Origin of the sequence: Undibacterium sp. RTI2.2 (assembly GCF_035018705.1) — a bacterium.
Classification (GTDB): Bacteria; Pseudomonadota; Gammaproteobacteria; order Burkholderiales; family Burkholderiaceae_D; genus Undibacterium.
This window is the reverse complement of record NZ_JASJXN010000027.1, coordinates 1-25,016: the sequence shown is the minus strand read 5'-3', so window position 1 is coordinate 25,016 and position 25,016 is coordinate 1. Positions and strand designations below refer to the sequence as shown.

17 protein-coding genes are annotated in these 25,016 nt (G+C 45.7%); 8 read left to right on the top strand and 9 right to left on the bottom strand.

The features are described from left to right. The first annotated feature begins 11 nt into the window (after positions 1 to 11). Positions 12 to 2,711: a diguanylate cyclase domain-containing protein gene (locus tag QN395_RS14615; protein WP_323492277.1), complete on the top strand. Its 2,700-nt coding sequence runs from the start codon at positions 12 to 14 to the stop codon at positions 2,709 to 2,711. A 91-nt stretch (positions 2,712 to 2,802) separates the two neighbouring features. Here QN395_RS14615 and QN395_RS14610 read toward each other — a convergent pair whose 3' ends face one another. After that, positions 2,803 to 3,606, bottom strand: a complete 804-nt coding sequence (locus QN395_RS14610; protein WP_323492278.1) for a sulfite exporter TauE/SafE family protein — start codon at positions 3,604 to 3,606, stop codon at positions 2,803 to 2,805. Positions 3,607 to 4,313: 707 nt separating this feature from the next. Further along, entirely contained in the window at positions 4,314 to 4,805 is a 492-nt protein-coding gene (locus QN395_RS14605; protein WP_323492279.1) for an antibiotic biosynthesis monooxygenase family protein, read from the bottom strand. A 344-nt stretch (positions 4,806 to 5,149) separates the two neighbouring features. Between QN395_RS14605 and QN395_RS14600 the strand changes: the two genes are divergently transcribed. Both QN395_RS14600 and QN395_RS14595 read left to right on the top strand, forming a co-directional pair. Next, positions 5,150 to 6,061 (top strand): AraC family transcriptional regulator, encoded by a 912-nt coding sequence (locus QN395_RS14600; RefSeq protein ID WP_323492280.1) that lies wholly within the window; start codon positions 5,150 to 5,152, stop codon positions 6,059 to 6,061. A 126-nt stretch (positions 6,062 to 6,187) separates the two neighbouring features. Beyond that, entirely contained in the window at positions 6,188 to 7,096 is a 909-nt protein-coding gene (locus QN395_RS14595; RefSeq protein WP_323492281.1) for a ketopantoate reductase family protein, read from the top strand. A gap of 689 nt (positions 7,097 to 7,785) precedes the next feature. On the opposite strand, the gene QN395_RS14590 is transcribed toward QN395_RS14595, so the two are convergent. From QN395_RS14590 to QN395_RS14580, 3 genes are all read right to left on the bottom strand, one after another. Beyond that, positions 7,786 to 8,262 (bottom strand): DUF6691 family protein, encoded by a 477-nt coding sequence (locus tag QN395_RS14590; RefSeq protein ID WP_323492282.1) that lies wholly within the window; start codon positions 8,260 to 8,262, stop codon positions 7,786 to 7,788. Then, the gene (locus QN395_RS14585) at positions 8,262 to 8,711 is read right to left on the bottom strand and encodes a YeeE/YedE family protein (RefSeq protein WP_323492283.1); all 450 of its coding nucleotides are present in this window, start codon (positions 8,709 to 8,711) and stop codon (positions 8,262 to 8,264) included. The genes QN395_RS14590 and QN395_RS14585 overlap by 1 nt, the downstream gene beginning before the upstream one ends. A gap of 101 nt (positions 8,712 to 8,812) precedes the next feature. After that, the gene (locus QN395_RS14580; protein WP_416352058.1) at positions 8,813 to 9,166 is read right to left on the bottom strand and encodes an ArsR/SmtB family transcription factor; all 354 of its coding nucleotides are present in this window, start codon (positions 9,164 to 9,166) and stop codon (positions 8,813 to 8,815) included. A gap of 96 nt (positions 9,167 to 9,262) precedes the next feature. On the opposite strand from QN395_RS14580, the gene QN395_RS14575 reads away from it, so the two are divergent. Continuing rightward, a complete protein-coding gene (locus tag QN395_RS14575) occupies positions 9,263 to 10,135 on the top strand; it encodes an MBL fold metallo-hydrolase (protein ID WP_323492284.1) in 873 nt (290 codons plus the stop codon). Between the two features lie 67 nt (positions 10,136 to 10,202). On the opposite strand, the gene QN395_RS14570 is transcribed toward QN395_RS14575, so the two are convergent. After that, a complete protein-coding gene (locus tag QN395_RS14570; protein ID WP_322121643.1) occupies positions 10,203 to 11,513 on the bottom strand; it encodes a hemolysin family protein in 1,311 nt (436 codons plus the stop codon). A 477-nt stretch (positions 11,514 to 11,990) separates the two neighbouring features. Here QN395_RS14570 and QN395_RS14565 point away from each other — a divergent pair, with 477 nt between their 5' ends. Beyond that, the gene (locus QN395_RS14565) at positions 11,991 to 14,069 is read left to right on the top strand and encodes a site-specific recombinase (RefSeq protein ID WP_323492285.1); all 2,079 of its coding nucleotides are present in this window, start codon (positions 11,991 to 11,993) and stop codon (positions 14,067 to 14,069) included. Between the two features lie 251 nt (positions 14,070 to 14,320). Here QN395_RS14565 and QN395_RS14560 read toward each other — a convergent pair whose 3' ends face one another. Continuing rightward, on the bottom strand, positions 14,321 to 16,735 hold the full coding sequence (locus tag QN395_RS14560) for a beta-L-arabinofuranosidase domain-containing protein (protein ID WP_323492286.1): 2,415 nt from the start codon (positions 16,733 to 16,735) through the stop codon (positions 14,321 to 14,323). 426 nt (positions 16,736 to 17,161) lie between these two features. Between QN395_RS14560 and QN395_RS14555 the strand changes: the two genes are divergently transcribed. Continuing rightward, positions 17,162 to 18,169 (top strand): tetratricopeptide repeat protein, encoded by a 1,008-nt coding sequence (locus tag QN395_RS14555; RefSeq protein ID WP_323492287.1) that lies wholly within the window; start codon positions 17,162 to 17,164, stop codon positions 18,167 to 18,169. A gap of 1,100 nt (positions 18,170 to 19,269) precedes the next feature. Continuing rightward, positions 19,270 to 21,912, top strand: coding sequence for an Ig-like domain-containing protein (locus tag QN395_RS14550; protein WP_322121644.1), 2,643 nt, complete (start codon positions 19,270 to 19,272; stop codon positions 21,910 to 21,912). Positions 21,913 to 22,023: 111 nt separating this feature from the next. Here QN395_RS14550 and QN395_RS14545 read toward each other — a convergent pair whose 3' ends face one another. Further along, positions 22,024 to 22,863, bottom strand: a complete 840-nt coding sequence (locus tag QN395_RS14545) for a phytanoyl-CoA dioxygenase family protein (RefSeq protein WP_322120280.1) — start codon at positions 22,861 to 22,863, stop codon at positions 22,024 to 22,026. Positions 22,864 to 23,132: 269 nt separating this feature from the next. Here QN395_RS14545 and QN395_RS14540 point away from each other — a divergent pair, with 269 nt between their 5' ends. Beyond that, positions 23,133 to 24,254, top strand: coding sequence for a beta-ketoacyl-ACP synthase III (locus QN395_RS14540; RefSeq protein ID WP_323492290.1), 1,122 nt, complete (start codon positions 23,133 to 23,135; stop codon positions 24,252 to 24,254). 71 nt (positions 24,255 to 24,325) lie between these two features. On the opposite strand, the gene QN395_RS14535 is transcribed toward QN395_RS14540, so the two are convergent. Beyond that, complete coding sequence (locus QN395_RS14535) at positions 24,326 to 24,847, bottom strand: TlpA disulfide reductase family protein (RefSeq protein ID WP_322120281.1); 522 nt, start codon at positions 24,845 to 24,847, stop codon at positions 24,326 to 24,328. Positions 24,848 to 25,016 lie beyond the last annotated feature (169 nt).

Here is a 25,016-nt window from a genome sequence, read left to right as displayed (position 1 = left end):
GACAAGTTCTTATGACTTTATTAGCGAATATTCGAGTGCGCGATATGAGTGTAAAAACTCGTTTAACCTTGGCAGTCGCCTTATTTTTTACTCTGGCATTTGCCCTGCTCACCGTATTCTCTATATCCGTATTTGAAAGAACCTTAGAAAAAGTCATCGACGTTCGTCAGTCAAGTCTCATACAAAACACCGCAGATGAGATAGATCAAAAATTTGAATTGAAAAGAAGCACCTTAATCCGTCTGGCGGTTGACCTTGGCTCAGTGCCGAGGAATAACGACAACTTACAAAGTTTTCTTGAGCAACAACATAGCCTCGACGGCTTGTTTGATAATTTTGCGATCTTCGACCTCAAAGGAGACCTAATCGCAAATATGGATAGGCCAGAAACCCGCGGAAAATTAAATATCTCGACCAGAGACTATTTTCAGAAATCGATTGCAGAGGGCAAAGTCGTCATTTCATCACCGTTAAAAAGTGGTGTCTCAGGACGACCAATTGTCGTGATCTGCGTTCCTATTTTTGATCCTAGGGGGCAAATGATCTTGACCTTATTGGGCACCATAGAATTGACTGAAGACAGTTTTTTGGCCAACTTTGCTACCGAGAAAATTGGTGCTACAGGATATTTTTATATCGTAACTGCTAAAGGCTTTTTTGTAACTCACCCAGACCAGTCACGTATCTTAAAGAACACCAGCGATATTCCCGGTAAAAGTTACTCGCTAGACATGGCATTGAATGGATTTGAAGGGACAACTATGTCCACTACACGGCAGGGACAAGATGCGATATTTTCTTTCAAACGCTTGAAATCTGTGGACTGGATTGTTGCCGCTGTCTACCCGTCTGAGGAAGCATTTAGCCCCATCGTAGAAGTCAAGCGCAGCGCTATTTTTGTCAGCATAACTTTATTAGTGATTCTATTGCCACTTGCCTGGTGGTTTATGTATCGGCAACTAGCGCCGTTACAGAAATTACGCAATAAAGTTATTAACGCAGACACTGATTTTGATATTAAGTTACGCCCAAAAAGCTACCCCAGGGATGAGATTGGAGAACTCGCTAAATCTTTTGACGATGCCATGGCCAGACGGTTGCTGGCTGAATCCGCCTTAGTCGCAAGTGAAAATAAATTACGATTAATCGCAGATAATATGTCCGCCTTTATCGGCTACATTGACTACAACGAGAAATATACCTTCGTCAATAAACAAGTTGAAAAACTGTTTGGCATCTCTGCTAAAAAAGCCATTGGCAAGACCATCAAAGAAGTGATGGAGCCTGCTTTTTACAATCAAAATAAACCGTTTATCAATCAAGTCCTCAACGGTGACTGGACACGGTATGAACGTCAGGCGCACAGAAATGGCAATGCTGAATGGGATCGTGTGACGTATGTCCCGGACGTTAACGCCGATGGAATGGTTGATGGATTTTTTGTACTGGTTGAGGACATTACAGAGTTTAAACGCATTCAGACAGAATTAACTGCGAGCGAAAAACGTACCAGAACTATTACGGACAATGTACCGGCACTGATTGGTTATATTGATGCTAATGAACGCTATCAATTCTGCAATCGGTTCTACAACATGATTCCAGGTTTAAATTCTGAGATGATGATAGGCCAGACGGTCAAAGACGTTTTCGGCGAAACGCCGTATCTGGAATTGAAGGAAAATATCCAGCAAGCACTGAAAGGAAAAGCGGTCTCTTTTGAGCGCTTTACCACCGAGCGAGGTCTCGCCAGATATCTGCAATATGAATATGTGCCCGACGTTAATCTTGATGGTTCTACGGTCGGTTTTTATACCATGGTCATTGATGTAACTGATCGTAAAGAGGCGGAATTAAAGCAGCAGTCCAGCGAGGGATTGTTGCGTGCGATTGCAGACAACATCCCGGCATTCGTCAGCTTTATCGATAAAGAAGATCGCTTTCAATTTGTGAACCGGCCATACGAAGCCTGGTTTAATCTGCCACTTGCAGAGATACGCGGGCGCTCTGTCTTGTCATTGCTAAGCGAACCAATTCAGCAACTACACACAGAGCATTTTCTGATTGCGCTTGCAGGTGAAAAAACAGAGTTTGAATTACAAATCAGTATCTCCGGGATTTTTAATCATTACAAAGCGACTTATGCACCGCAACGCGATGAGGCTGGAAACGTGATCGGCGTTAATTCATTAATTAATGATATTACCGATGCCAAAGCGATAGAAACACAACTTCTCGCGCTGGCAAGATTTGATACCTTAACTGGCTTACCCAACCGTAACCAACTCAACGAAAGATTAGCGGAAGCTACCGCCAGATCAACACGAAACAAGCGATCCATCGCTGTCATGTTTCTTGATCTTGATCGTTTTAAATCCATCAACGATACCCTTGGCCATCACGCAGGCGATCTGGTCCTCAAAGAATTTGCGTTCAGATTAAAAGGCTGCATCCGCCAGACCGACATGGTCGGGCGCTTGGGCGGTGATGAATTTGTGATTGTTCTTGAAGGTTTAAATAGCCAGGAAGAAAGTGAAATTGTAGGATCAAAAATCATCCAGGCAATGACGACTCCTTTCAATATTGATGGCAACTCCAGAATCATCACCACCAGTATCGGGATTGCGATTTCTAACACTAAAAATTCTAGTGGCGAAGACCTCTTGAACAAGGCTGACGAAGCCTTGTATCTTGCTAAAAAAGCGGGGTGAAATATTTTTAGAAGTCTTGAACTTTAACGGATGAAAAGTTAGACGTCACCACTCGTTAGCGATGCTTGGCTAGGTTTGCGAGGTATGTTACTTAAAGCAAAACTATCACTCTATAAGCAAACAAACAGGCAACTGATAGCAACAAACAAGCAAAGCTAGTTTGTATCATCGTCTCACTGAATAATCTGGCAGCACGTCTGCCCAGCAGCATGCCAAGTATCGTACTCAGTACAAAAAATGTTGTGAACTGCAAAGGGATTACCGCGCCATGTAGTACAGCGCTACCTACCCCGGCGCTGCCGACTAAAGCAATCACAAATAAGGAAGTCGCAATCGCACCATGCATACTGAGGTTGGTGTAGTGCCGCAACATCGGGACGATAACAAAGCCGCCGCCAACGCCCAACAAACCCGTGACTAAACCTGCAATACCGCCGATTGAGGCAATTACCACGCTGGTAATCCAGGTCCATTCAAAACGCCCGGTGCTACTGTTGATACAAACCCGGGTTGGTGAATGCTGACCGGCAGCGGGATTAATCCTTCGGCTGAATAATCGGATCGCCACAAAAAATAAAATCACAGCGAATAAACCCATCAACCAGACTTGTGGCAAGCGCTGGGCAGCTAATACACCGATAGAGGTTAAGGGCATACCAATCAAGGCCATCAGTAATGCAGCCCGGTAACGCACCAGATTTTTTCGAAAGCCCTCTACCGCACCCACCGCAGCGCCAACAGTGACGGCTAACAATGCCACGGGCATAGCTTGCTGCATTTGCCAACCCATTGCCTCAACCAACGCGGGTACCGCCAAAATGCCACCACCCGCACCAGTCATGCCCATGACTGCGCCAACGGTTACACCAATAATCAAAGCAATAAGCTGGAGCATGTGAATAGAGTCAAGTGAACAGTGCGTATTTGCATCAAAACAGCCATTAATTTTCAATTTAAACATGCTGTGCTTTTTCATCCAAAAGTGCCACCCATTTGCAACTCAATTAGGCCATCGATTGGTAAAGAAATGATTTCTTCTGATTGGAGAATGCATTGCCGCCAAAAGCGGATTGCCGTCATTGATGTTTTACTTCGACTGCCCAGATCTTGCCCTGAGCCGGCGGTTAATATAATACCAAGTGGTCACGCAAAGTCAAATTCGCCCGCCTTTCAGCTCGACCACCAATCGAATTAAGGGGCGCTATGATAGTCGGGAATGTGCTGTAGTCCTTATCAGATCCAGACATTGAGTTAGTTTTGGCATAAGATTTACCGTCCGCCATGTAAAATTTTTTTTCATTGTTCCAACCGGAGCGCTGAATAGAAATTTGACTCCCCCCGCAAGGGACAGTTGCTTCGAACTGTTAGGTCAGAAACCTCGTCCAAATTACGTTAGAGCTCGGCGATACGGCACTCGGCCCTAGAATGCAGGTGTTAACCCGATCAACGACAAGATTAACGACAAGAATTTTTAATATTATTTGCGGCCTTGGCTACTTTGTCCTCGGGAAAGTGCTGGCGGTATAAAAAAATCATTTTAGCCATGCTTTCACGCGAAGATAATTACGACAACCCCAAATACTTGTTTGCGCCAGCGTCATTTTATTTCGAATCCAATTTGGTTTCTTTATGCTGCGGATCAGATGATTTGAGCAGCACGTCCCAAGAAAGCGGTAAGTCACTGCGCTTAATAAGCAAGCGGGTATATTGAATATTTCGTACAGCACTTCGACTTTCTCGAACAGCTTGAACATGTGCAGGCGATTGAACAAACCGCAACATTGATTCCTCGTCCAACCAAACCGTAGCAGTCCATACTTCGTCACCAAATAGTTGACGCCGCACAGAATAACCCAGCAATCCGGGTTGAGAAGGCAGGCTGTCGAGAACCCGATACGCACCGGCATTAAAAAGATCGCGTTTATCCGGGTCAATATTGGCATGAGTGATTGCAACGAGGACTTGATCATTTTCAATTGCTCCAATCGTTTTTTTTTGTAATTCACCGTTTACCCATTTGAAGGGTGTAGAAACACTGCAACCAGTGATTAGTGCCAAAATGACTACCCAACAGTGGATAAAGAGTCGTTTCATTTTTAATCTTCACCTAAGGATTTGAAGTGGTTTTTATTTCCATTCCGATTGATTTGAAATTGGTTATAAAAAAATTGGCTTGTTAGAATCTTAAAGACATTTAGCGATGATTATTCTATAGGCCGAAAACAGTAGAAGATATGTCTCATCGCCCGTATTTCCGTTGCAATCGTCCGAAATTGATTCGGTGAATTTTGAAGCTTGTTTGTCGCCTGAGAGTTGCATTTGAACTGACTATGCAGGATCTCGCTATCTGCAAAGACCGGTTTATATTCGTGGATCGAAATGTGTCGACACTAAATACCTGTGTGATATCGTATAAAACAATAATTTGAAAGCAATGAATGGATGCATTATCGAGTGTCTTAGCCTTGTTAAAGCCCCAGAGCTACGGTACACGTGGCTTGGATACTGCAGGCGACTGGTCGATCGAATTTCCGGCAGGCGAAGGAATCAAGTGTTATGCACTTCTATATGGCGCTTGTTGGCTAGAGGTAGAAGGTATTCCCCATCCTTTGCGCATCAATACTGGCGATTGCGTGCTACTTCCACGTGGACAGGCTTTTCGCTTTTGTAGCAAACTTGATGCTCAATCGATCAGCGTGCTCCCATTAATATCCGCGGTTGAAGATGGCAACTTTATGGTCGTCAATGGCGGTGGAGAGTGTACTGGCCTAGGCGCTTACTTTGTCTTCGAGGGAAGGCAATCGAACATGTTAGTGGGAATGCTTCCGCCAATCGTTCATTTTCATCACGAAACTGATAAAGCATTGTTGCGCGGCTACCTCGAGCGGCTTATGTCTGAACTGCGGACCCCTCAGCCTGGAAGTTTTCTTATAGCTGAACATATGGCGCAGTCACTCTTAATTCAGGCACTTCGACTGCATCTCTTAGATAGCTCGGTCAATGGCATCGGCTGGATATTTGCGTTACGTGACGGTAAGTTAAGTAAGGCACTGGAAGCCATTCATTGTGAACCTGGACGAAATTGGAGTTTGGATTCGTTGGCCAAAGTAGCGGGAATGTCGCGGTCGAGTTTTGCTGCAAGTTTTAGCACGACGGTTGGAGAGTCTGCGATCGAATATCTTACTCAATGGAGGATGCAAATCGCCGCAGACCATTTGCAAAACCTTGGAACACCCATTTCAGTGCTAGCCGAACAACTAGGCTACCAATCTGAGAGTGCGTTCAGTGTTGCCTTCAAACGTATCCATGGCAGTTCACCTCGTCAATACGCCAATCGAATTCAGAACTAGTACTTGTTCCGAGCAATTAATGAGCCATAAAAGTTTGGACGATTAAACATTTAGTTTGGACTGGCAGCTATTCACGGTCCGGGAGATCAGTCATATGATAAAGGCTCATCAATCTGGGAAATATTCATGAATGCTCCACAATTATTGCGAATCGCTGTACTGGGTGCTGGAAATATTGGAAGTGCGTTTGCATTCCACCTTGCAAAAAACGGTGGCCATGACGTAACTGTGATCGCCCGTCCAGGCTCTGCTCGATACCAACAGTTGCTGCGCGATAAAGGCATTATTGACGTTCATGATGACCGGGCAAGCGTGATTGTGGCTGAACGATTGAACGAGGAAATTCAATATGACGTCGTCGTCGTCACTTTGCTCGCCCACCAACTTGACGCAGTATTACCGGCCATGTTGAAAAGTAAGGCGAAATCGTTTCTATTTCTGTTCAATAACTTTGATCCTGAAAGTATTCAGGATATGTTTGGTACTGATCGATGTACGTTTGGGATGCCGTTCATACAGTCGTTTCTTGACAGGGACGGTAAGGTAAATGCAACCATTGGTGCAGGCGGTCAAAAAACAAAATTGGGAAAGCAAACCTGGGTAGATGTATTTAATACTGCGGGCCTTCCTACGTCTCTCGAACCAAATATGTCGCTCTGGTTGCGCTGCCACGCACCGATATGTATTGCTTTTGAAAGTTCGTCGTTCGCTGGAATGAAACGAGGTGGCGGCGCAACCTGGGCCGAATCGATGACTATCGCTCATGGCATTCATGAATGTTATCGACTAATTAAGGGCTTGGGTTATAACATCTATCCTTCAGCGAAAGTCCGTATTAATCAATGTCCAGCATGGCTTATTGCGTGCATGCTCTGGGTGTTGACACGAGTTAAATCCTTCCGCGAATTGTTGGCTTTGGGCGCCCTTGAATGCAGCGCAATGATTGACCTGCTGGTAGCTGCTGCTCCGCTGTCTGACAATCCCATTGCGATTGAAAAAATCAAAGCCATGAGACCGGTTGGAATTGTGAATTGATAATGCAGGTCGGATTTATTCAATGAAAACGTCGGTTAAAATGTCATCCTGAGTCTGATTTTTTGGGATAAGACCAGCCGCAGATCATTTTAAAAACTCATTTCTAGGTGGTTAGCTGTTCGAAAGTTTTTTTTAAAAAATTTCCGCGATTAGCCCCATTGCGTTTTTTGAACTAATTGATGCGAGAGTTGTAACGAAATCGTCTATATTTAATAGCCAAATTCCGATTAGTGCCTAGCATAATGCCCTAGATAATAAGAATATCGCTGGCGCTATTCTTGATCGCTTGATTCACAGCTCCCACGCGTCAAGACTTGAGGGCAAGTCGTTGAGGTAAAAGACTAGAAAACCCAGCAACTGAAACTCTAATACATCTAGTACAAAAATCTGGCTTTACCTGCTCATAATTCTTTGGCGCATTCATTCCTCAAATGGCTGTGCCGTTTTCGCCTTGTTTCACAAATTTTGCTTGTCAGCCATCACAAATAGTATTGGTGTCATAAGCAGTATGCAAATCACTGGCTCTTTTATGAAAAATACTGCCTTTTTTTAACTTATAGGATTTGGCATTTTTCAATGAAAAAGACTGGCACTTTTGGGATTAAAAAGGTGGCTGACTTAATGAAAATACTCAAACAGAGTCATCGAGGTTGGATCAAATAGCCAGGGTCAAATGAGCAAAGCTGTTTTTATTGATCAGATTGGTTTGGTGTAGCACTGTAGAGTTTTTCTAACCATGTAAAAAGCTGCATGCCGGCCAGCATCGCCAGCACAAACAAGGCGCCTTTGCCAAAGCCGCCACCCAGCAAAACCAGCGCCGGGCCCGGACAAATTCCGGCGATTCCCCAACCCACACCAAACAGCAGACTACCGATGATCAGACGACGATCGATCTGCGTGCCAGTCGGCAAATGTATAGGCAAACCAAGCAGCGACTGTTGATGTTGGTGTTGATGTTGGTGTTGATATTGACGCTGACGTCGACGCGCAAACCAAAATGCACTACTAGCTAACGCAATCGCACCCGCCATCACCAGGGCCAATGACGGGTCCCAAGCGCCGCCCAGATCTAAAAAACCAAGCACTTTGACGGGATCAGCCATGCCCGCCAAAATCAGTCCCAGGCCAAAAATCAGTCCCGCCAATCCAGAGAAAAATAGCGGCATTATAGAACTCCGGTTAAATTGGTCAAACCATGCCGTAGGATGAAAACGGTGACAAAACCGGCTGCCATAAACGTGATGGTTGCCATTAAAGAACGCGGCGATAAACGCGACAAACCACAAACGCCGTGCCCGCTGGTACAGCCTGAACCATAACGTGTACCGATGCCGACCAGCAAACCGGCAATGATGATGGCCGGCCAGCCAGACTCAATTTTTATTATAGGCAAAGTGGCAAATACGCCGTACACCAAAGGCGCGCTCAGCAAACCCAGCACAAACGCCAGGCGCCACCACCAATCACCCCGCACCGGTCGCAACAATCCGGCAACGATGCCGCTAATGCCAGCAACCCGACCATTCATTAAGATCAGTAGCGATGCGGCGAGACCGATTAAAGCGCCGCCAAGCAAAGCAGAAACCGGGGTAAAAACGGCCCATTCAATATTCATAAAAATAGTCTCATAAAATATACTCCCCAATATTTTCTTCAAATAATGCCGATCGTCCAGATAATACCTGGACAATTGAAATATACTAACCCTGAGTATATTCAGGACTTAGGACAATATAGGTCATACAAAAACTGCAATAAATGCAGTACTTTGGGGTCAGCGACAGAGTAATAAATGCGCTTTCCGTCACGCCGCGTATCGACTAAACCTTCGGTTCGCAGCACGCCCAATTGCTGCGACAAGCTGGGTTGATGCAGATCTAGCAGCTCTTCCAGCTGGCTGACAGACTTTTCACCCTGACTAAGCTGGCACAGCAGCAGTAAGCGATCTTCATTGCCCAAAGCACGCAAGGTGCTGCTGGCAGCTTGCGCAGCGACACGCATTTGCGCAATATCAAACGCATGTCCGGCTGGCTCTGTTGATTCTGTTGATTCTATTGTTTGGGTAGTCATAGCAGCTCATTACAATTTACTTGATTACATTATATAATTTGATATTATGTAAGTCAAAAGAATATTTACCCCCCGATCATTAGGAATGAGGAAATCATGTCCGTGCAATTACAAAGCTTCTTTGATGCCACCACTTGCACCGCGACTTATGTGGTCTTTGATAAGGTAGCAGGCAAAACTGGCGGTCATGCCGCCGTGATCGACAGCGTCCTCAATTACGATCCCAATTCCGGGCGCACCAGTACCGCAGGTGCAGATCAGATTGTGGAATTTATTCGCAGCCAGCAATTACAGCTTGATTGGATATTAGAAACCCACGCGCATGCCGATCACTTATCGGCTGCACATTATTTGCGCCAGCAGTTAGGCGGCAAAATTGCGATTGGCGCACATATCCGTCAGGTACAAACAGTATTTAAAAAGCTATTCCATCTGGAACCGGACTTCGCGGTTGATGGTTCGCAATTTGATGTGCTGTTTGAGGAGGATGAAGAATTCCAGATCGGCAGTTTGACCGCCAAGGCCTTATATGTGCCTGGCCACACCCCAGCAGATATGGCATACCAGATCGGCGATATGGTTTTTGTCGGCGACACTTTATTTATGCCCGATGTCGGCACGGCGCGTTGCGATTTCCCGGGTGGCGATGCGCACTTACTGTATCGCTCCATCCAAAAACTATTATCGCTGCCGGAATCGACACGCCTCATGATGTGCCACGACTACCCACCGACCAACCGCGCAATCCGCTTAGAAACCAGTGTGGCCGAGCAAAGGATTAATAACATTCACGTACATGACGGCATCAGTGAGGCCGCGTTTGTAGCAATGCGCAACAAGCGCGATGCGGGTTTAGAGATGCCAATATTAATTTTGCCGTCGGTGCAAATCAATATCCGCGCTGGTGCTTTTCCGATAGCGGAAGAAAACGGGATTAGCTACTTAAAAATCCCACTGAATGGCATATGACGTTTTCTACATATAGTTTTCTACATATAGTTTTTTACTGCAGCGTCGCCAGATTTATTCACCAGTTTTATGTGCTCTCGACGAGCTCTTTAGGATAAATCCTTACCAGCACTATCCGTGGGCCATTCATTTTTTTCACTACTGCATCAAATTGTGGGAAACCAATTTTTTGGCCTTCAATCGGTAAATCGCCCAAGGTATGCATGATTAAACCGCCGATAGATTCGACCTCTTCGCTATCGATGTCGATGCCGAGTGCAATGCCCAGAGTAAACAAAGGCAAACTGCCTTTGCCCATCATAGTACCGTCGTCCAACGTGACCCAATCGTTTTCATTCAAGCGGAATTCGTCACGGATTTGTCCAACCAAAGCGCCTAGCAAATTATCTAAAGTCAAAAAGCCCAGCGGCTTATTGTCTTTGTAACCGACGATCGCAAAATGCGGCGCACCTTTACGAAAGCGCCGGAATAATTCCAATGCCGGCATGGTCGGCGGAACAAATTCTACATAGCGCAAATGGCTGGTTAATTCATCTAACGATTTACCGCTTTGCTGCGCCAGAAATAAATCCTTCAGATGCAACATACCAAGGACTGTTTTGCCATCTGCCTCCAGATACGGATAACGGCTGAAGCGATTGCGATACGCAGTTTCCATATTCTGCGCCAAGGTTTTGTCCTTATACATCGCCACTACTTCGCTAAATGGACGCATCAGGTCAGAGACTTCCAGATCACCAAAATCCAGCATCTGCGCCATGATGCTCCACTCATCTGGCGTCAGTTTTTTACTGCCATGGCTGCCGCGCAAAATCAGCTTTAGTTCGTCCGGCGAGTAATGTGTATCGCCACCATGTGCGGCATCTAAGCCAACCCAGGTCAAAACTTTATTGGCGCTGGCATTGAGCGCCCAGATAACCGGGTACATCGTCCAATAAAATAAATACAGCGCGGGTGCAGTCCACAACGATACGGTCTCTGGCATACGGATCGCCATCGATTTTGGCGCCAGTTCACCAATCACAATATGTAAAAAGGAGATGACGAAGAAGGCAAAAATGAAGGAAATGCCATGAATCAATTCTACCGAGACGACGCCAACGGCAACCAGCAGAGGCTCCAGCAAGCGGGCAAACGCGGGTTCACCTATCCAACCCAGACCCAAAGACGCCAGCGTAATACCAAGCTGGCAGGCCGATAAATAAGAATCCAGATGTTGATGCACGGTACCAAGTAAGCGTCCACGCACGCCGCCGGTTTTGGCAATACTGCGCACTCTGGTTTGACGCAATTTGACCAACCCAAATTCGGCGGCCACAAAAAAACCATTCAACACCACCAAAAACAAGGCGGCGATTACGAGCAAAAGATTATCCAACACAAACTTTCTGTCAACGAACCAACCGCTAATGTAGACTAGATTGAGGGAACTTGCCTAGTAATTGAGGTGCCAATATGCGATTATTTAGCAAGTATCGCTTGAAAATTGCTACGGTCGCCAACATATACTCGGATCAAGTATATTTAATTTGCCCAAAGAATCATTGGACAATAGGCATATTTTTCAATAAAAATAGGGGAGTATATTGAAAATACTAGAAAAAACCGGCTCGGACAGATTAAATCAGATAGCATAAAAATACTGGCAGCAGCGAACATAGACAGACGTCGCATCCCTTAGCTGCAAGCTTGGCGTACAGAAAAATTCGGACTGTATCCTTAGGACTTTTACTGGTTTCGCGACCGCTCTCTACTCATCCCTGAGCTTACTTCCGCACATAATTATCGGCACTTAGTTACAAGCAATCGTGCCAAGATGACATAGAATCCGACAAAGCTCATCCGCAAGAAAGAAATGGAGAAAACATTGTCTATCGACAGCATCCTTATTCGCATCTCTCAAATCAGACAGCAAGATCCACTCTATCGAGATATAGATTGTTTGCGTGATCTGGTCGCAGCGCTACGCCCTCCTCGCGTCCACAATATTGGGCAAGCTACCGACAATATCCGTGCGCTGTGCTACCTGTTAAAGCAACATCCAGATTGGGCGCGCAGCCTGCGTGAATACATCGCGCAAGTGATCACGACCCGCAAATTGGTACATCTGTTTACTGACACTGGCATTACCCAAAACAAGGGATTCTGGGGCGCCGCCTGGCATCAATTGGCAGAGAAATTTTTGCCGCCGCTGGTCAATGACGACTACCTTAAAGATTTGTTCGGTCAACTATTTAATAATGCCAACGACTATCGCTGGGTATCGGGTGTCAGTGACGAGGTCTGGCTAGAGTTATTCATGAGTCTGGGTTTTAGAGTCTCCAACCCACGTCCGATCTATGCCGCAATGACGCAAGAAGTACTCAGCGCCGTACAAGTCTTGTCTTACCGTATCACTACGATTGGCCTAGAGGCAGAACTGGTCAGAAATTATCCAGATATAGAACGTTTTGAATCGCCGTTTTTACGCCAGAACGACGCCATCAACGATTACATTGTTGGTCATAGTGATTGGTTAATCGATAAAGAAATAAGCCGCGAAGACAGTTTGCATATCGAAGTGTTACTGACGCAGTGTGAAGAAGTCGTAATCAAAATCAGACGTACCGCAGCGATGCAAGGCGTATCCGTCAGCCTGACGCGTTTGCTGTTACGCCTGACACAAAGTATCGAGCGCTTACGGATTTTACTAACACTGCTGGATACCCGCAGCGCCAAATCTGCGGCGATGATCGGGGTCGCGCTGTTAAAAGAACTGGTATTAGCCGATAACAAAAACGGCAGTATCCGGGACCTAATCCAAACCAACACCGAGTTACTGTCATTGCAAGTCACTGAGCATGCTGGTAAGAGCGGTGAACATTACGTCACGACCAATCGCAAAGAATGGTACGAAATGATGCGCTCGGCAATGGGCGCGGGATTTATTGTCGGCTTTATGGCGATGATCAAAATCCTGTTTGGCAAATTGATCATGGCGCCGTTTGGCTATGCCGTTTTATATAGCCTGAACTATTCATTCGGATTTATGTTTGTGCATGTCTTGCACTTTACGATTGCGACCAAACAGCCTGCGATGACCGCTGCACTCATCGCCAAATCAATTGATAAAGGCAAGCAAAAACTCGATGAACTGGTCGAGCTGATTGTACAAGTACTACGTTCGCAATTTATTGCGATTCTCGGTAACGTCGGGATTGCGATCCCGACTGCCTTTGCGATTGCCTGGGCATGGTTTGCGATCTCTGGTCATCACATGGTGACGGTCGATAAAGCCCACCACTTACTGCAGGATATTGATCCTATCCACAGTCTGGCACTTCCGCATGCGGCAATTGCCGGCGTGTGCTTGTTTTTGTCTGGATTGATTTCGGGCTATTACGATAATAAAGCAGCGTATTCGCGCATACCAGAACGCTTGCGCCAATTACGTTGGTTAAGAGCGATTTTGGGCGAATCACGCTTGCATAAGATGACCAACTATATCGGCAATAATCTTGGTGCGTTAGCAGGTAATTTTTTCTTCGGTGTGATGTTGGGTACGATCGGTCAGTTGGGCGTGTTCTTTGGATTGCCGATTGATATTCGCCACATCACTTTCTCCAGTGCTAACTTTGCTTTTGCACTCGTGGCGATGGACAACCATATGCCTTGGCAAGTTGTGCTCACTTCACTTTCAGGTATTTTATTGGTAGGTCTGACCAATTTAGGTGTGAGTTTTTCACTCGCGATGATGGTTGCCTTACGGTCTAAGCGCGTGAGTTTTGGCCAAGGCCGGGCTCTGAATAAAATGCTGTGGAAGCGGTTTTTGTCAGGCACCAGAGACTTCTTCTTACCGCCGAAAGAAACACATAGTAGTGCAGCAGAAACTGTAGGTGAGCTAACTACAAAGGAGCAACATTCTGAAGACGAAAAATCGATTGATCAAAAATAACGTCAAAGATCATAAACTAAACGCTGTCCCATAATTTGGGATCTACGCAAAAACTGAAACCCATGACCACAGAGGCTCAGTGACACGGATGCACATAGATATAGAGTAACAACAGAGCAAGAGAAAGGTTGGTTTTCGCTGTTCTCTTGCTGTTCTCTTGCTGTTCTCTGTGCCGCTGTGTTGAAAGGTCTTGATGTAAAAGCAGGTTAGAGTTTTTGATACTCAAATGATGGCGACGAAGAGTGATTTTTCTAAGCCCTCAGCTTGCTAATCTCCATAATCCGACACGAGAATGCCGGGCCAGCAGTGTAACCTGTCTCAGGCTGAAACCTGACGATCACATGGGATTTACCAGCACTGAGTGCTTCAGGAATAGTATAGGTTTGATCGAAAAATACACCCGGCTGGCGTCCATTAAGTTCAACTTTAGCTATTTCTTGTTGGTCGACCAAAATCGAGAAGCGCCGGTTGCGTTCTTCGCCCCAATAAGTTGCTTGTAATTCCAGCTTACCTGGTTTTACTTTCATCTTGAACGAAAAGAATCCGCCTGTGCGCGCATCCCGCCCATTGCGGCCACGATAAGAAACCGGATAAGAGATAGCTGATTCCAGTTGATGATCTCGTTCTGCCTGCATCTCGCCCAGATGCATGATATCCACTGATCGTTCTGCGATCGCCTTCAATTCTGCCAGTTCTTTGTGATATTGATCGGCCGCGACTAACCACTGGGCATCGGTAAAACGATTAAAGTAGACTGCTGCGCGTCGCTCATACATCGCATAAAACGGCTGCAAGCGCAAATCTTCCGGGCGCATGATGCCAGTGCTTTGATATTGCGCTTTGCTGCCATCCACCGGAGTGATTTTTTCTAATAACTTCGCACCTACCAATGCTGGTGCCTGCCCTTTGTAGTCTTTGTCTGCTGCGCCGAGATCCGCTGCCATCACAAGTGGTCCACGCACAAATGCGACGATACTTTCATCTTCTTTTGCTGGCTGTCCCAGCGCGTTTTCAAAACGCATGGTGATCGGTAATTGTAATCGTATCTTATCGTTCTTTTTCCAGCGCCGGTATATCAAACAATAGCCATTTTGCAGAGAAGGCTTGATGATTTCATCATTGACTCTTAACGAGAAATCCTTGGCCCAGCCGGGTATCCGCAAGGCGATTGCAAATGGTTTTGCTTCTTGCGTTTTGTCGAGATTCAGCTGGATATTGCCCTCGAAAGGATAATGTGTTGTCATCGTCAAGTTGACCGCCTGTTCGCGCCAATTCAGGCTCGAAGGGATATACAGATTGACGAATAAACAGTCTTTATGTGACCAGTAAATACTGTCGCCATGTTTGGCATGACTTTCCATACCGGATAACACACAACACCAAAAACTGTCTTCTTCTGTCGAAAACTCGCGCGGCATGCCCGACATCAGCGGCGTCATGTAGGTGAACATGCCGGTCTTAGGATTTTGATGCGCAAGGATATGGTTGATATGACCGCGTTCGTAAAAATCAAAGTAGGCTGCATTCGGACGCCAGCTAAAAAGGTGGCGCGTCAGCTTTAGCATATTGTAGGTGCCACACGCTTCACACGTTTGTTCAGAAATATGCTGGTGCACGGTGTCTGGCGCGTTAAAATATTCTCGGTCACCGTGCCCACCGATGACGTAACTATGATGTTGGGTCACACTTTCCCAAAACTGGATAGCGGCTTTTTCATAACCGCGCTCGCCAGTAATTTCAGCAAGACGGGCGAGACCAATTAACTTAGGAATTTGTGTGTTGGCGTGCAAGTTTGCTAGTTCGTCACGACCTTCACGCATCGGTACCATGGTTTTATTATGGTAGAGACGCTCTGCCAGTTTTAGCCAGCGCACATCTTTGCTGCGTACATATAGTTCTGCGAAACTCTCATTAATACCGCCATGTTCGCAATTAAGTACTTGTTGCACTTGTTCATCGTTGAGGGCAGCAAATACTTTATCAATGTAGGCAGCGAGTTTGAGTGCCACCGGTAATGCCTGGGTGTTGCCGCATAAAGATTGAGCATCAAGCAAACCCGCGAAAAGTTTGTGCCAGTTATAGAAAGGCACCCAACATCCGTTTAAATCGAATCCCGCTGAATGAATGTTTCCCGCCATAATTTCAGGGAAAATTTCTTTACCGTCGACGATCTCACCTGACTTTCGTTTGCGCATAAAGCCGGCAATGTAGCCCGCACTATCACCGCTGCCTTGAGCGTTTTGCGCAAGTTCTAGTTCGTTGACAATATAGTCCACTCTCTTACGCATCTCGCTGTCGCCAGTTTGCGCGTACATCAACGAGAGTGCCGTAAGGTAGTGTCCCAAAGCTTCACCCGCAATGGTGTCTGCTTCCCAGCCACCATAGGCTTTATCTTTTACAGGCAATCCGGCAAATTGATGATAATTGTGTAAAAAGCGATCTGGCTTAAGGCGCAGTAAGTAAGCCTTATTGGCGACTACAGCATCATAATAAGGTGAGGGCAATAACCTGACTTGCTCTAGTGATATCGGAGCTGCTTTTTTGGGTAACTCAAACGGATAAGTTAGTTTGATGACTGGCGACGCGCTCGCAAACGACGTGAGAAAGGCACTGCCAGCGATACCTTGAAGCATTTGACGACGTGGCAGGTTTTTGGGCTTAGCCATAATTTATCAACTTTCTTATTTACCGGATAATTTTTTAGATTAATGAATTTGCTTCACCTGGAGATCTCCACATGAGATTTTAAATGAGAGTTGTTTTAGTGCAAGCTAATTTAATGAGATACCCCCCCGGCTTTGCTGGAGGTAGTTTAATTTCAGGTGAACAAGCATCATATGGAAAGCGTACTATCAGTGAGTTAGAAACGAAGTTGAAAACTAAGTAAGGAACTAAGTTAGAAACGTTTTCACTTAAAAGACCATGATATTTAGCGGCGTTAGTTTTTCAAAAAATATTAGTAATATTAGTAATAAAACGTCAACCTGAATGAGCATGATCGCGTTATTGTCGTGGCTTCATTTTTACGTATGCCCAAGCCTTAAGCATTGCACGGGTATCACGTCCATTACAATTCGACATCAAGGATTTTCATGCAAAGATCTTCTGCCGCTATCCTCGCAACCAGCCTTGCAATAAGCCTTACCGTCAGCTTGTCTGCACTGGCATCCCAATCCGCACTTGCCAGCGACTATTTGGCTTTATTTAAAGCAAAAAAATATGATGAAGTGGCGCGTGTCGCCAACGCAAAACTCAGCGTCGAGCCGAATAATGCAGATGCATTAATTGCCAAAGCCAAATTGATTTTAATCGAGGGTAAAGAAAGTCGTTTAGACGAAGCAGCAAAGCTAGCTGAGCAATGTATTAACGCCAATCCAAGCAATTCGGATTGTCAGGAAAGTCTGGGTGAAGTGTTAGGCACCAAGGCCATGCGCGGCGGGATTATGTCAGCGATTGGTTACGCTAGCAAAATACGTCATGCCTTCCAAAAAGCAGTCGAACTTAACCCTCAAAACATAGAGGCACGCAGCTCCTTGATGGAGTACTACATGCAAGCGCCAAGTATCGCTGGTGGCGGCAAAGGCAAAGCTGAAAAACTCATCGCAGAGACAGCCAAAATTAACCCGGCAGCCAGTACCTTAATGCAAGCCAAGCTGGATATCGCAGACGAAAAATTCAGCAAAGCAGAAGCGGCGATCTTGTCAGTTAATACGGCCAACTCCGAAGAACTTAGCGGTATGCAAGCCAACCTGCTACAAAGCCTGGGCAGCAATTATGTGCAGCAGAAAAAATATACGGATGCAAGCCGCGTGTTCCAAGAATCACAACAACGCTTCCCGGATAAGCAAGGCGGCTTTTATGGTATGGCTAGAAATCTGCAAGAGCAAGGCAAACACAAAGAAGCCATCACATTTTTTGAGAAAGCCCTCGCTATTGACGCGCAATCCTATACTTACTATCGCATGGGTCAATGTCTGCAAGCTTTAAGCGACAAAGCCAAAGCGATTGTGACATTTGAAAAAGCATTGAGCTTTAAACCAGAATTACCTAAAAAAATTAAAGAAGATGTTGAGGCACAGTTGAAACTGTTGAAGGGCTAGTATGTTTGAGCCGTAATTTTTCACAAACTTAATACTAAAAAAATCGTTCGTCGCGCTGTAATGCGTGACGAACGATTTTTTTATATCTTAGAACTTATAGCGCAGCACATAAAATTTAGGCATGCAACAACCGAATAAATCGTGGACCAATATACTTGCTCAACAGCCTTGTCTCTATCCCTTAGTCTGACCATATGACAATCATTACCATATCTTTTTTGCCATTTCTCTAAGCATCATTTACAGCGAAAAATTTTTGCTAACTTCAAGCCTAAATTGCTTGTAAATCTCCTATCAAAAATCACTCAAAAAAAATCTGCTAATTCTTCGAAAATAATCATGTAAACGATTTTTTGCTGAATTTAGCGACTAATAAGCACTTAATAACTGTCATTAACGAGTAATAAATCTGTGCATCTTAGAAAATTGTTTTTATTTAACAACGGTTTGCATCAACTTTTATTAAAAAAAACCCCAAATCCTTGACTTGATTTCCTCCTCATCGGTTAATGAGCAATCGTTTGCGCAAGCGATTGCTTTTTCTGATTTGCGAAATTCTTTTTCACGAAAGACAGCACGTAATCTAAAAACAGGCATTTGTTCGTAGAACTTTGGCGTCGACGTTGTTGGAGGAGCTTTAGAGTCAGTTATCGGCTCAGCGATAGGGACAAAGCAGTAAGCCATATTGATGTCGTATTAGTGATGTAAAAAAGTAAAAGATGTAGAACACAAAAATAACAAGAATAGGTCTGCAGCGAAGTATGTTGTCCTTCCCTTCTGACCGTAGCAATCTTGTTGCAGTTTTTTTATTAACTTGCTTCAGATTTACTTAACTTATTCGGTCCAGAACACATCGGACTTATTGATTAGCCATCTCAAGGGAGAAACAACTCGTGCATAACTCTACTAATAATTTCCATCACCGTATCAACTTAAAATCACTCGCTTATCAACTCAGTCTGATCTTCGCTTTAGGTGTGGCGGCAAGCGATAGCGCCTTTGCCTCGTACGCCGATCATCATGAATTTGACGCTACCTTACATGTACCTTTTCGTGCAGATGCCAGTTTGCGTACTGGCAATGAATCACGCTATTTCACAATGGAATTTGAATTTCCGCTGCTACAACAAGAGCAATCCGTTACCTGGCGTCTGGAACTATTAAACCCGGCCGGTAAAGTTGTTGATCGTTGGTACGGTGTAGAAAAACTCCTGAAAAAAACTATCACTACTAAAGTATTGTGGACGGGTCGCCGCTATGGTGCCAGCAGCTTACCTGACGGCTTATACCAAGTACGTTTGACTGCAACATCTAATGATACGACAAGTATTGCATCGTTGGCTTCTGGTAATAGCGCACAAGATAAATTGGTAGAGAGCGTCTTAGCGAAGTCCAAAACCGAAATCGTTACCCAGAACTGGCCTATGCAGGTAGGGACGCTAGTAATGCCATCAATGCCAAATTTTAAGGCATTACCTACCAAGGTAAAAGCTAACGGCACCGTGACCACAAATGCTAAAGCGCTTAGTACAATGGGCTCTGGCGGTACAGTTAGTTCTTTGGCTGTTACGGCACCAAGCAGTTTGCCGTACACCGTCTATTTCGGTAACTTGCATAGTCAGACAAATCATAGCGATGGTGGTGGCGCTCTGAGCTCTTGTACCGGCGCACAAAATCCGCAATCTGCTGCGCTTGGTCCGACCGATGCTTACCAATATGCGTTGAACCGTGGTCTGGATTTTTTGATGACCTCGGAACACAATCATATGTACGATGGGTCTGACAGCACCAATGCTTCTGCTGTACCAGCGACTGCAAAAAATCTATATCAATCTGGACTAACGGCGGCGACCAGCTTCAATTCTGCACATTCAAACTTCTTGGCTATTTATGGTATGGAATGGGGCGTCATTAGCAATGGCGGCCATATGAATATTTTCAATTCCAACGAATTACTGGAATGGGAATATAACAGCAGCAATCAGTTGATTGGCGACACCTACACAGCAAAAAGTGACTATGCCGCGCTGTATACTTTGATGCGTCAACGCGGCTGGATCGGCCAATTTAATCATCCAGCAGCTACAGGCCAGTTCAACGCCGGTGGCGTTGATTTGGGCTATACCGCTGATGGCGATCAGGCGATGGTAATGTGCGAAGTGCTGAACACTTCTGCGTTCTCAACCAATACCACCGAGACCGAAACTAGCCGTAGCAATTACGAAGCGGCCTGTAATAAAGCGTTGGAAGCTGGTTATCACGTTGCCTTCAGCACAGATCAAGATAACCACTGTGCTAACTGGGGTGCTTCTTACACCAACCGCACTGGCGTGTTGCTACCAACCGGAACGACCTTAAACACAGCCAACTTCCTGGCTGCATTAAAGGCGCGCCGTGTGTTTGCGACGATGGATAAAAATTCCCAATTGGTCTTGACTGCCAATGGCCATTTGATGGGCGAGCGCTTTACCAATACCGGTGCGTTAACTCTGGTCACTAACTTTGCCAGCAGCACGGGACGTACTGCTGCAACGGTAGCAATTTACGAGGGTGTGCCTGGACGTAACGGCACGGTCACACAATTGTCCAGCACTGCCACAACGACCATCACACCAGCAGTCGGCGAGCATTTTTACTATGCAAAAATCACTCAGGATGACGGCAATATTTTGTGGTCTGCACCGATGTGGGTAACGCAGTCCACAGGCTCCGGTGGCTCCAGCGATACAACGCCGCCAACAGTTAGTGCGACTGAAAGTGGCACCAGCGGCAATATCACTTTATCCGCCAGCGCCAGCGACAATGTCGGCGTCAGCAAAGTTGAGTTTTATGTCGATAGCGTTCTGAAAGGCACTGCCACCAGTTCGCCATATAGCCTGACGTTAAACTCCACGACACTGAGCAATGCTTCCCATTCATTGGTCGCCAAAGCCTACGATGCGGCGAACAATGTCGGCACTTCCAGCGCAGTCAATTTTACGGTCAGCAATGCGACTAGCGACACCACTCCGCCGACTGTCAGCGCGACCGAGAGCGGTACTAGCGGCACCATCACTTTGTCGGCAACGGCAAGCGATAACGTTGGGGTCACTAAAGTTGAGTTTTATGTCGATAACACTCTCAAAGGCAGCGCCACGACCACACCTTACTCACTGACGCTGAACTCCACTACGCTCAGCAATGCAAGCCATAGCTTAACGGCCAAAGCTTACGATGCCGCCAATAATGTTGGCACATCCTCAGCAGTCAATTTCACCGTTAATAACGCGGCGGCATCGACTCAGTTGATTGTGAACGGTGGATTTGAAAGCGGCGCAAGCTCATGGACAGCAACTAGCGGCGTAGTCAGTTCTGATAGTAGCCAGGCAGCACATGGCGGAACCTATAAAGCGTGGATGGATGGTTATGGTGCCACGCATACGGATTCCATTTATCAGCAAGTCACGATTCCCGCTACCAGCACAACGGCAACGCTGAGCTTCTGGCTGAAAGTCATCTCTGACGAAACGACCACCACCAATGCCTATGACACTCTGCAAGTGCAAATACGTAATAGCAGTGGCACGGTACTCGCAACACTGGCGACTTACTCCAACTTAAATAAAGGCAGTACTTACGTTAACAAAACCTTTGATTTGAGTTCGTATAAAGGTCAGACTATCCGCGTCTACTTCTTAGGCGTAGAAGGCAGCACAGTGGCAACTTCGTTCCTGATTGATGATGTCAGCCTAATTGCGCAATAAAAAAATCGGTTGAAGCTGGCAGTCTCCAGTTTCAACCGATCTATCAATTCAGCAGAATACAATCTAATTCAAAACAATCGCGCCAGTTTGGAATTTCCAAGCTGGCGTTTTTTATTGAAAACCTCTCACTGGTAAATTGGCACCGCGTTGTATCCAGTTCTTAGGAGAGTACACAGTGCGGCCATCGGTAACATGCAGCGTATAAGCATGGCGAGATACCGCAGAGCGGTTCGGTGCGCTGTAATGCGGCAACAAACCATGGAAGCAAACCAGGCTACCCGCTTTGACTTCTAAAGGCACCGCTGTACTATCATCCGGCCAAGGCATCGCGTCTAATTTCTCTACGCTGACGTGATCGCCCTCACGGATAAAACGTTCACGCAAGGGAGTTCTGTGTCCACCCGGTTCTGCCCACAAACAACCGTTTTCTAAAGACGCATCCTCCAGCGCAAACCAGAACGTAGTCACACTGATTGGCGTCGTATCAAAGTAAGTAGCATCTTGATGCCAGCGTACTTCGCCACCAATGCCTGGCTGTTTAAAGATATACATGGATTGCCAAATTTGCGGCTCCACCAGACCTAAATCCTGCGCCACTTGCGCCAACTTGGCATCACGTGAAAAAGCAATAAAAACCGGATCGATATCATGCAAGGCGTGGCCGATTTTGTTGATCGATAAAGATTTATCCTGCTTCAGTTCGCCGTCCGGATCAAATGCCTCTTCCTCAAAAAAGCAGCGCACCTTATCGGCCGAACCTAAAAAATAGTCGTCTGTCGATTTCTCTTGCTCTTGGGTAGTAAAGATGGACTTGCTCTCAGCAGTGTCAAACTGCTCCACAATCAAACCCGCGCGTTCGCGCAGCGCAGCGATCTCGGCAGCAGATTTAAAGTCCGGCACGATCAAATAACCATCCTGAATAAATTGCTCTTTTTGGGCGACGCTCAACATGATACTTTTCCCTCTATGTGTGGCAAACGATGAATTCTCTGCAAGTCAAATCAGATGTTACTAGCTGTATGATACAAAATTATACGCTTGGCAGAATGTTAGCTATTTAAAGAACCGGATCTCACCAAGGTTGGAACAAGCGCTCTAGTTTTATCAGTTATCGTGGCTAATTTCTTAAAACTAAGCAATTTTGTGTAAAATTGTGCCGCTTTGTCGTGCATCAGCTTCGACACTATTATAAGAAAGATATCGAGATGAATGAAGTCCCAATGAATAAAGTCGTCATCAGCGGCACTGGTCTGTTTACTCCATCCCAATCTATCAGCAATGAAGAATTAATCGCTAGTTTCAATGCCTATGTTAATCAATTTAATGCACAAAATGCGACGGCAATTGCCAGCGGTGAAGTAACTGCATTAGAAGAATCCAGCGTCGGCTTTATCGAAAAAGCCTCCGGCATTAAAGCACGCTTTGTCATGGAAAAAGAAGGCGTGCTAGACATCAATCGTATGACGCCGCGCATACCAGAACGCAGTGACGAAGCTCCTTCCATCATGTGCGAAATGGCCGTGATTGCAGCAACACAAGCATTAGAACGCGCAGGTCGTACTGCCGCCGATGTCGATGCGGTCATTGTCGCTTGCAGTAATTTGCAACGCGCCTACCCTGCTATTGCAGTAGAAGTGCAAAGCGCATTGGGCATTGATGGTTACGGTTTTGATATGAATGTTGCCTGCTCATCTGCCACTTTTGGTATTCAGGCTGCGGTCAGTGCCATACAAAGCGGCCAGGCGCGTGCTGTGCTGGTCGTTAATCCAGAAATCACCAGCGGCCACTTAAACTGGCGCGATCGTGACAGTCATTTTATTTTTGGTGACGCATGCACTGCAATTTTGGTAGAGCGCGCAGATCTGGCAACGTCCGCTGATCAGTTTGAAATCATTGGTCTTAAATTAAAAACCCAGTTCTCCAATAATATCCGTAACAACTTCGGCTTCTTAAACCGTGCAGACGAATCCGGTATTGGCAAACCCGATAAGCTTTTCCGTCAGCAAGGTCGTAAAGTATTTAAAGAAGTTTGTCCGATGGCAGCCGCAACGATTACAGCAACGGTACAAGAAGCGGGGATACAAATCCCTGAAGTACAACGCTTCTGGTTACACCAGGCTAATCTAAATATGAATCTGCTGATCGCCCGCATGATACTTGGACGCGACGCAACGGCGGAAGAATCGCCAACAATTTTGGATACCTATGCGAATACTTCATCGGCAGGCTCCATCATCGCTTTTCACAAGTATCAGGACGATTTGGTCAGTGGCGCAGTCGGTGTGATTTGCTCGTTTGGTGCAGGTTATTCGATCGGTTGCGTCGTCGTTAAAAAGCTCTGATCGTAAGCATCCTTAAAACAAAAAAGCTGCGTTTAGGTCGCAGCTTTTTTTTTAATGGCGTCAATTTTTTTTTAAACTGCCAAGGCTTTTTCTAACAAGGCATGCAGCTCTGTAAAGGACGGTTCTCCGACATAACGCTTAAGAATATTACCTTGCTTGTCGATGATATAGGTCGTTGGCGTTAATTTAACTTCACCAAATGCTTTTGCTAAGGCGCCGTCAATATCTAAAGCTACGTTAAAAGGTAACTGCCGTGTCTCCGTGTAATTGAGCACATAGTTAGGAGGATCGTAGCTCATTGCAACTGCTACAAATTCCAAGCCTTGCACGTGATACTTATTGTAAGTTTCTATCATACGCGGCATCTCAGCGACACAAGTAGTGCAGGAAGTCGCCCAAAAATTGACCATGACGACTTTGCCGCGCAAACTCTGCGCACTAATTTTTTCACCTTTCAGATTTACAAAAGTGACGTCCGGCACAATCGCCTTATTTGACAGTGATTGATAAAACAAGACGCACAGCGTAATTAAAGCTACGCCAGCAATAACGGAAAAAATTCTGAACTTGATCGGGGAAGAAGGCGCCAACATAAGAAACCACCAGAGATGTACACAACAGAGTCGCATTATACGACCGATGCCGTATTATGGTGGCTGACTATCTCTTGCAAATTAATATGCTGACTGAGGTTCTTGCAAAACGAAACACCGGAGAGTAATTTTATTGCGAGAAGCGCAAAATAGATGAGAAAGGAGCGGC

Coding starts and splice junctions, on each gene's coding strand:
- QN395_RS14615 (WP_323492277.1), top strand. CDS start 12: ATGACTTTATTAGCGAATATTCGAGTGCGCGATATGAGTGTAAAAACT.
- QN395_RS14610 (WP_323492278.1), bottom strand. CDS start 3,606: ATGCTCCAGCTTATTGCTTTGATTATTGGTGTAACCGTTGGCGCAGTC.
- QN395_RS14605 (WP_323492279.1), bottom strand. CDS start 4,805: ATGAAACGACTCTTTATCCACTGTTGGGTAGTCATTTTGGCACTAATC.
- QN395_RS14600 (WP_323492280.1), top strand. CDS start 5,150: ATGGATGCATTATCGAGTGTCTTAGCCTTGTTAAAGCCCCAGAGCTAC.
- QN395_RS14595 (WP_323492281.1), top strand. CDS start 6,188: ATGAATGCTCCACAATTATTGCGAATCGCTGTACTGGGTGCTGGAAAT.
- QN395_RS14590 (WP_323492282.1), bottom strand. CDS start 8,262: ATGCCGCTATTTTTCTCTGGATTGGCGGGACTGATTTTTGGCCTGGGA.
- QN395_RS14585 (WP_323492283.1), bottom strand. CDS start 8,711: ATGAATATTGAATGGGCCGTTTTTACCCCGGTTTCTGCTTTGCTTGGC.
- QN395_RS14580 (WP_416352058.1), bottom strand. CDS start 9,166: ATGACTACCCAAACAATAGAATCAACAGAATCAACAGAGCCAGCCGGA.
- QN395_RS14575 (WP_323492284.1), top strand. CDS start 9,263: ATGTCCGTGCAATTACAAAGCTTCTTTGATGCCACCACTTGCACCGCG.
- QN395_RS14565 (WP_323492285.1), top strand. CDS start 11,991: ATGGAGAAAACATTGTCTATCGACAGCATCCTTATTCGCATCTCTCAA.
- QN395_RS14560 (WP_323492286.1), bottom strand. CDS start 16,735: ATGGCTAAGCCCAAAAACCTGCCACGTCGTCAAATGCTTCAAGGTATC.
- QN395_RS14555 (WP_323492287.1), top strand. CDS start 17,162: ATGCAAAGATCTTCTGCCGCTATCCTCGCAACCAGCCTTGCAATAAGC.
- QN395_RS14550 (WP_322121644.1), top strand. CDS start 19,270: ATGGAATTTGAATTTCCGCTGCTACAACAAGAGCAATCCGTTACCTGG.
- QN395_RS14545 (WP_322120280.1), bottom strand. CDS start 22,863: ATGTTGAGCGTCGCCCAAAAAGAGCAATTTATTCAGGATGGTTATTTG.
- QN395_RS14540 (WP_323492290.1), top strand. CDS start 23,133: ATGAATAAAGTCGTCATCAGCGGCACTGGTCTGTTTACTCCATCCCAA.
- QN395_RS14535 (WP_322120281.1), bottom strand. CDS start 24,847: ATGTTGGCGCCTTCTTCCCCGATCAAGTTCAGAATTTTTTCCGTTATT.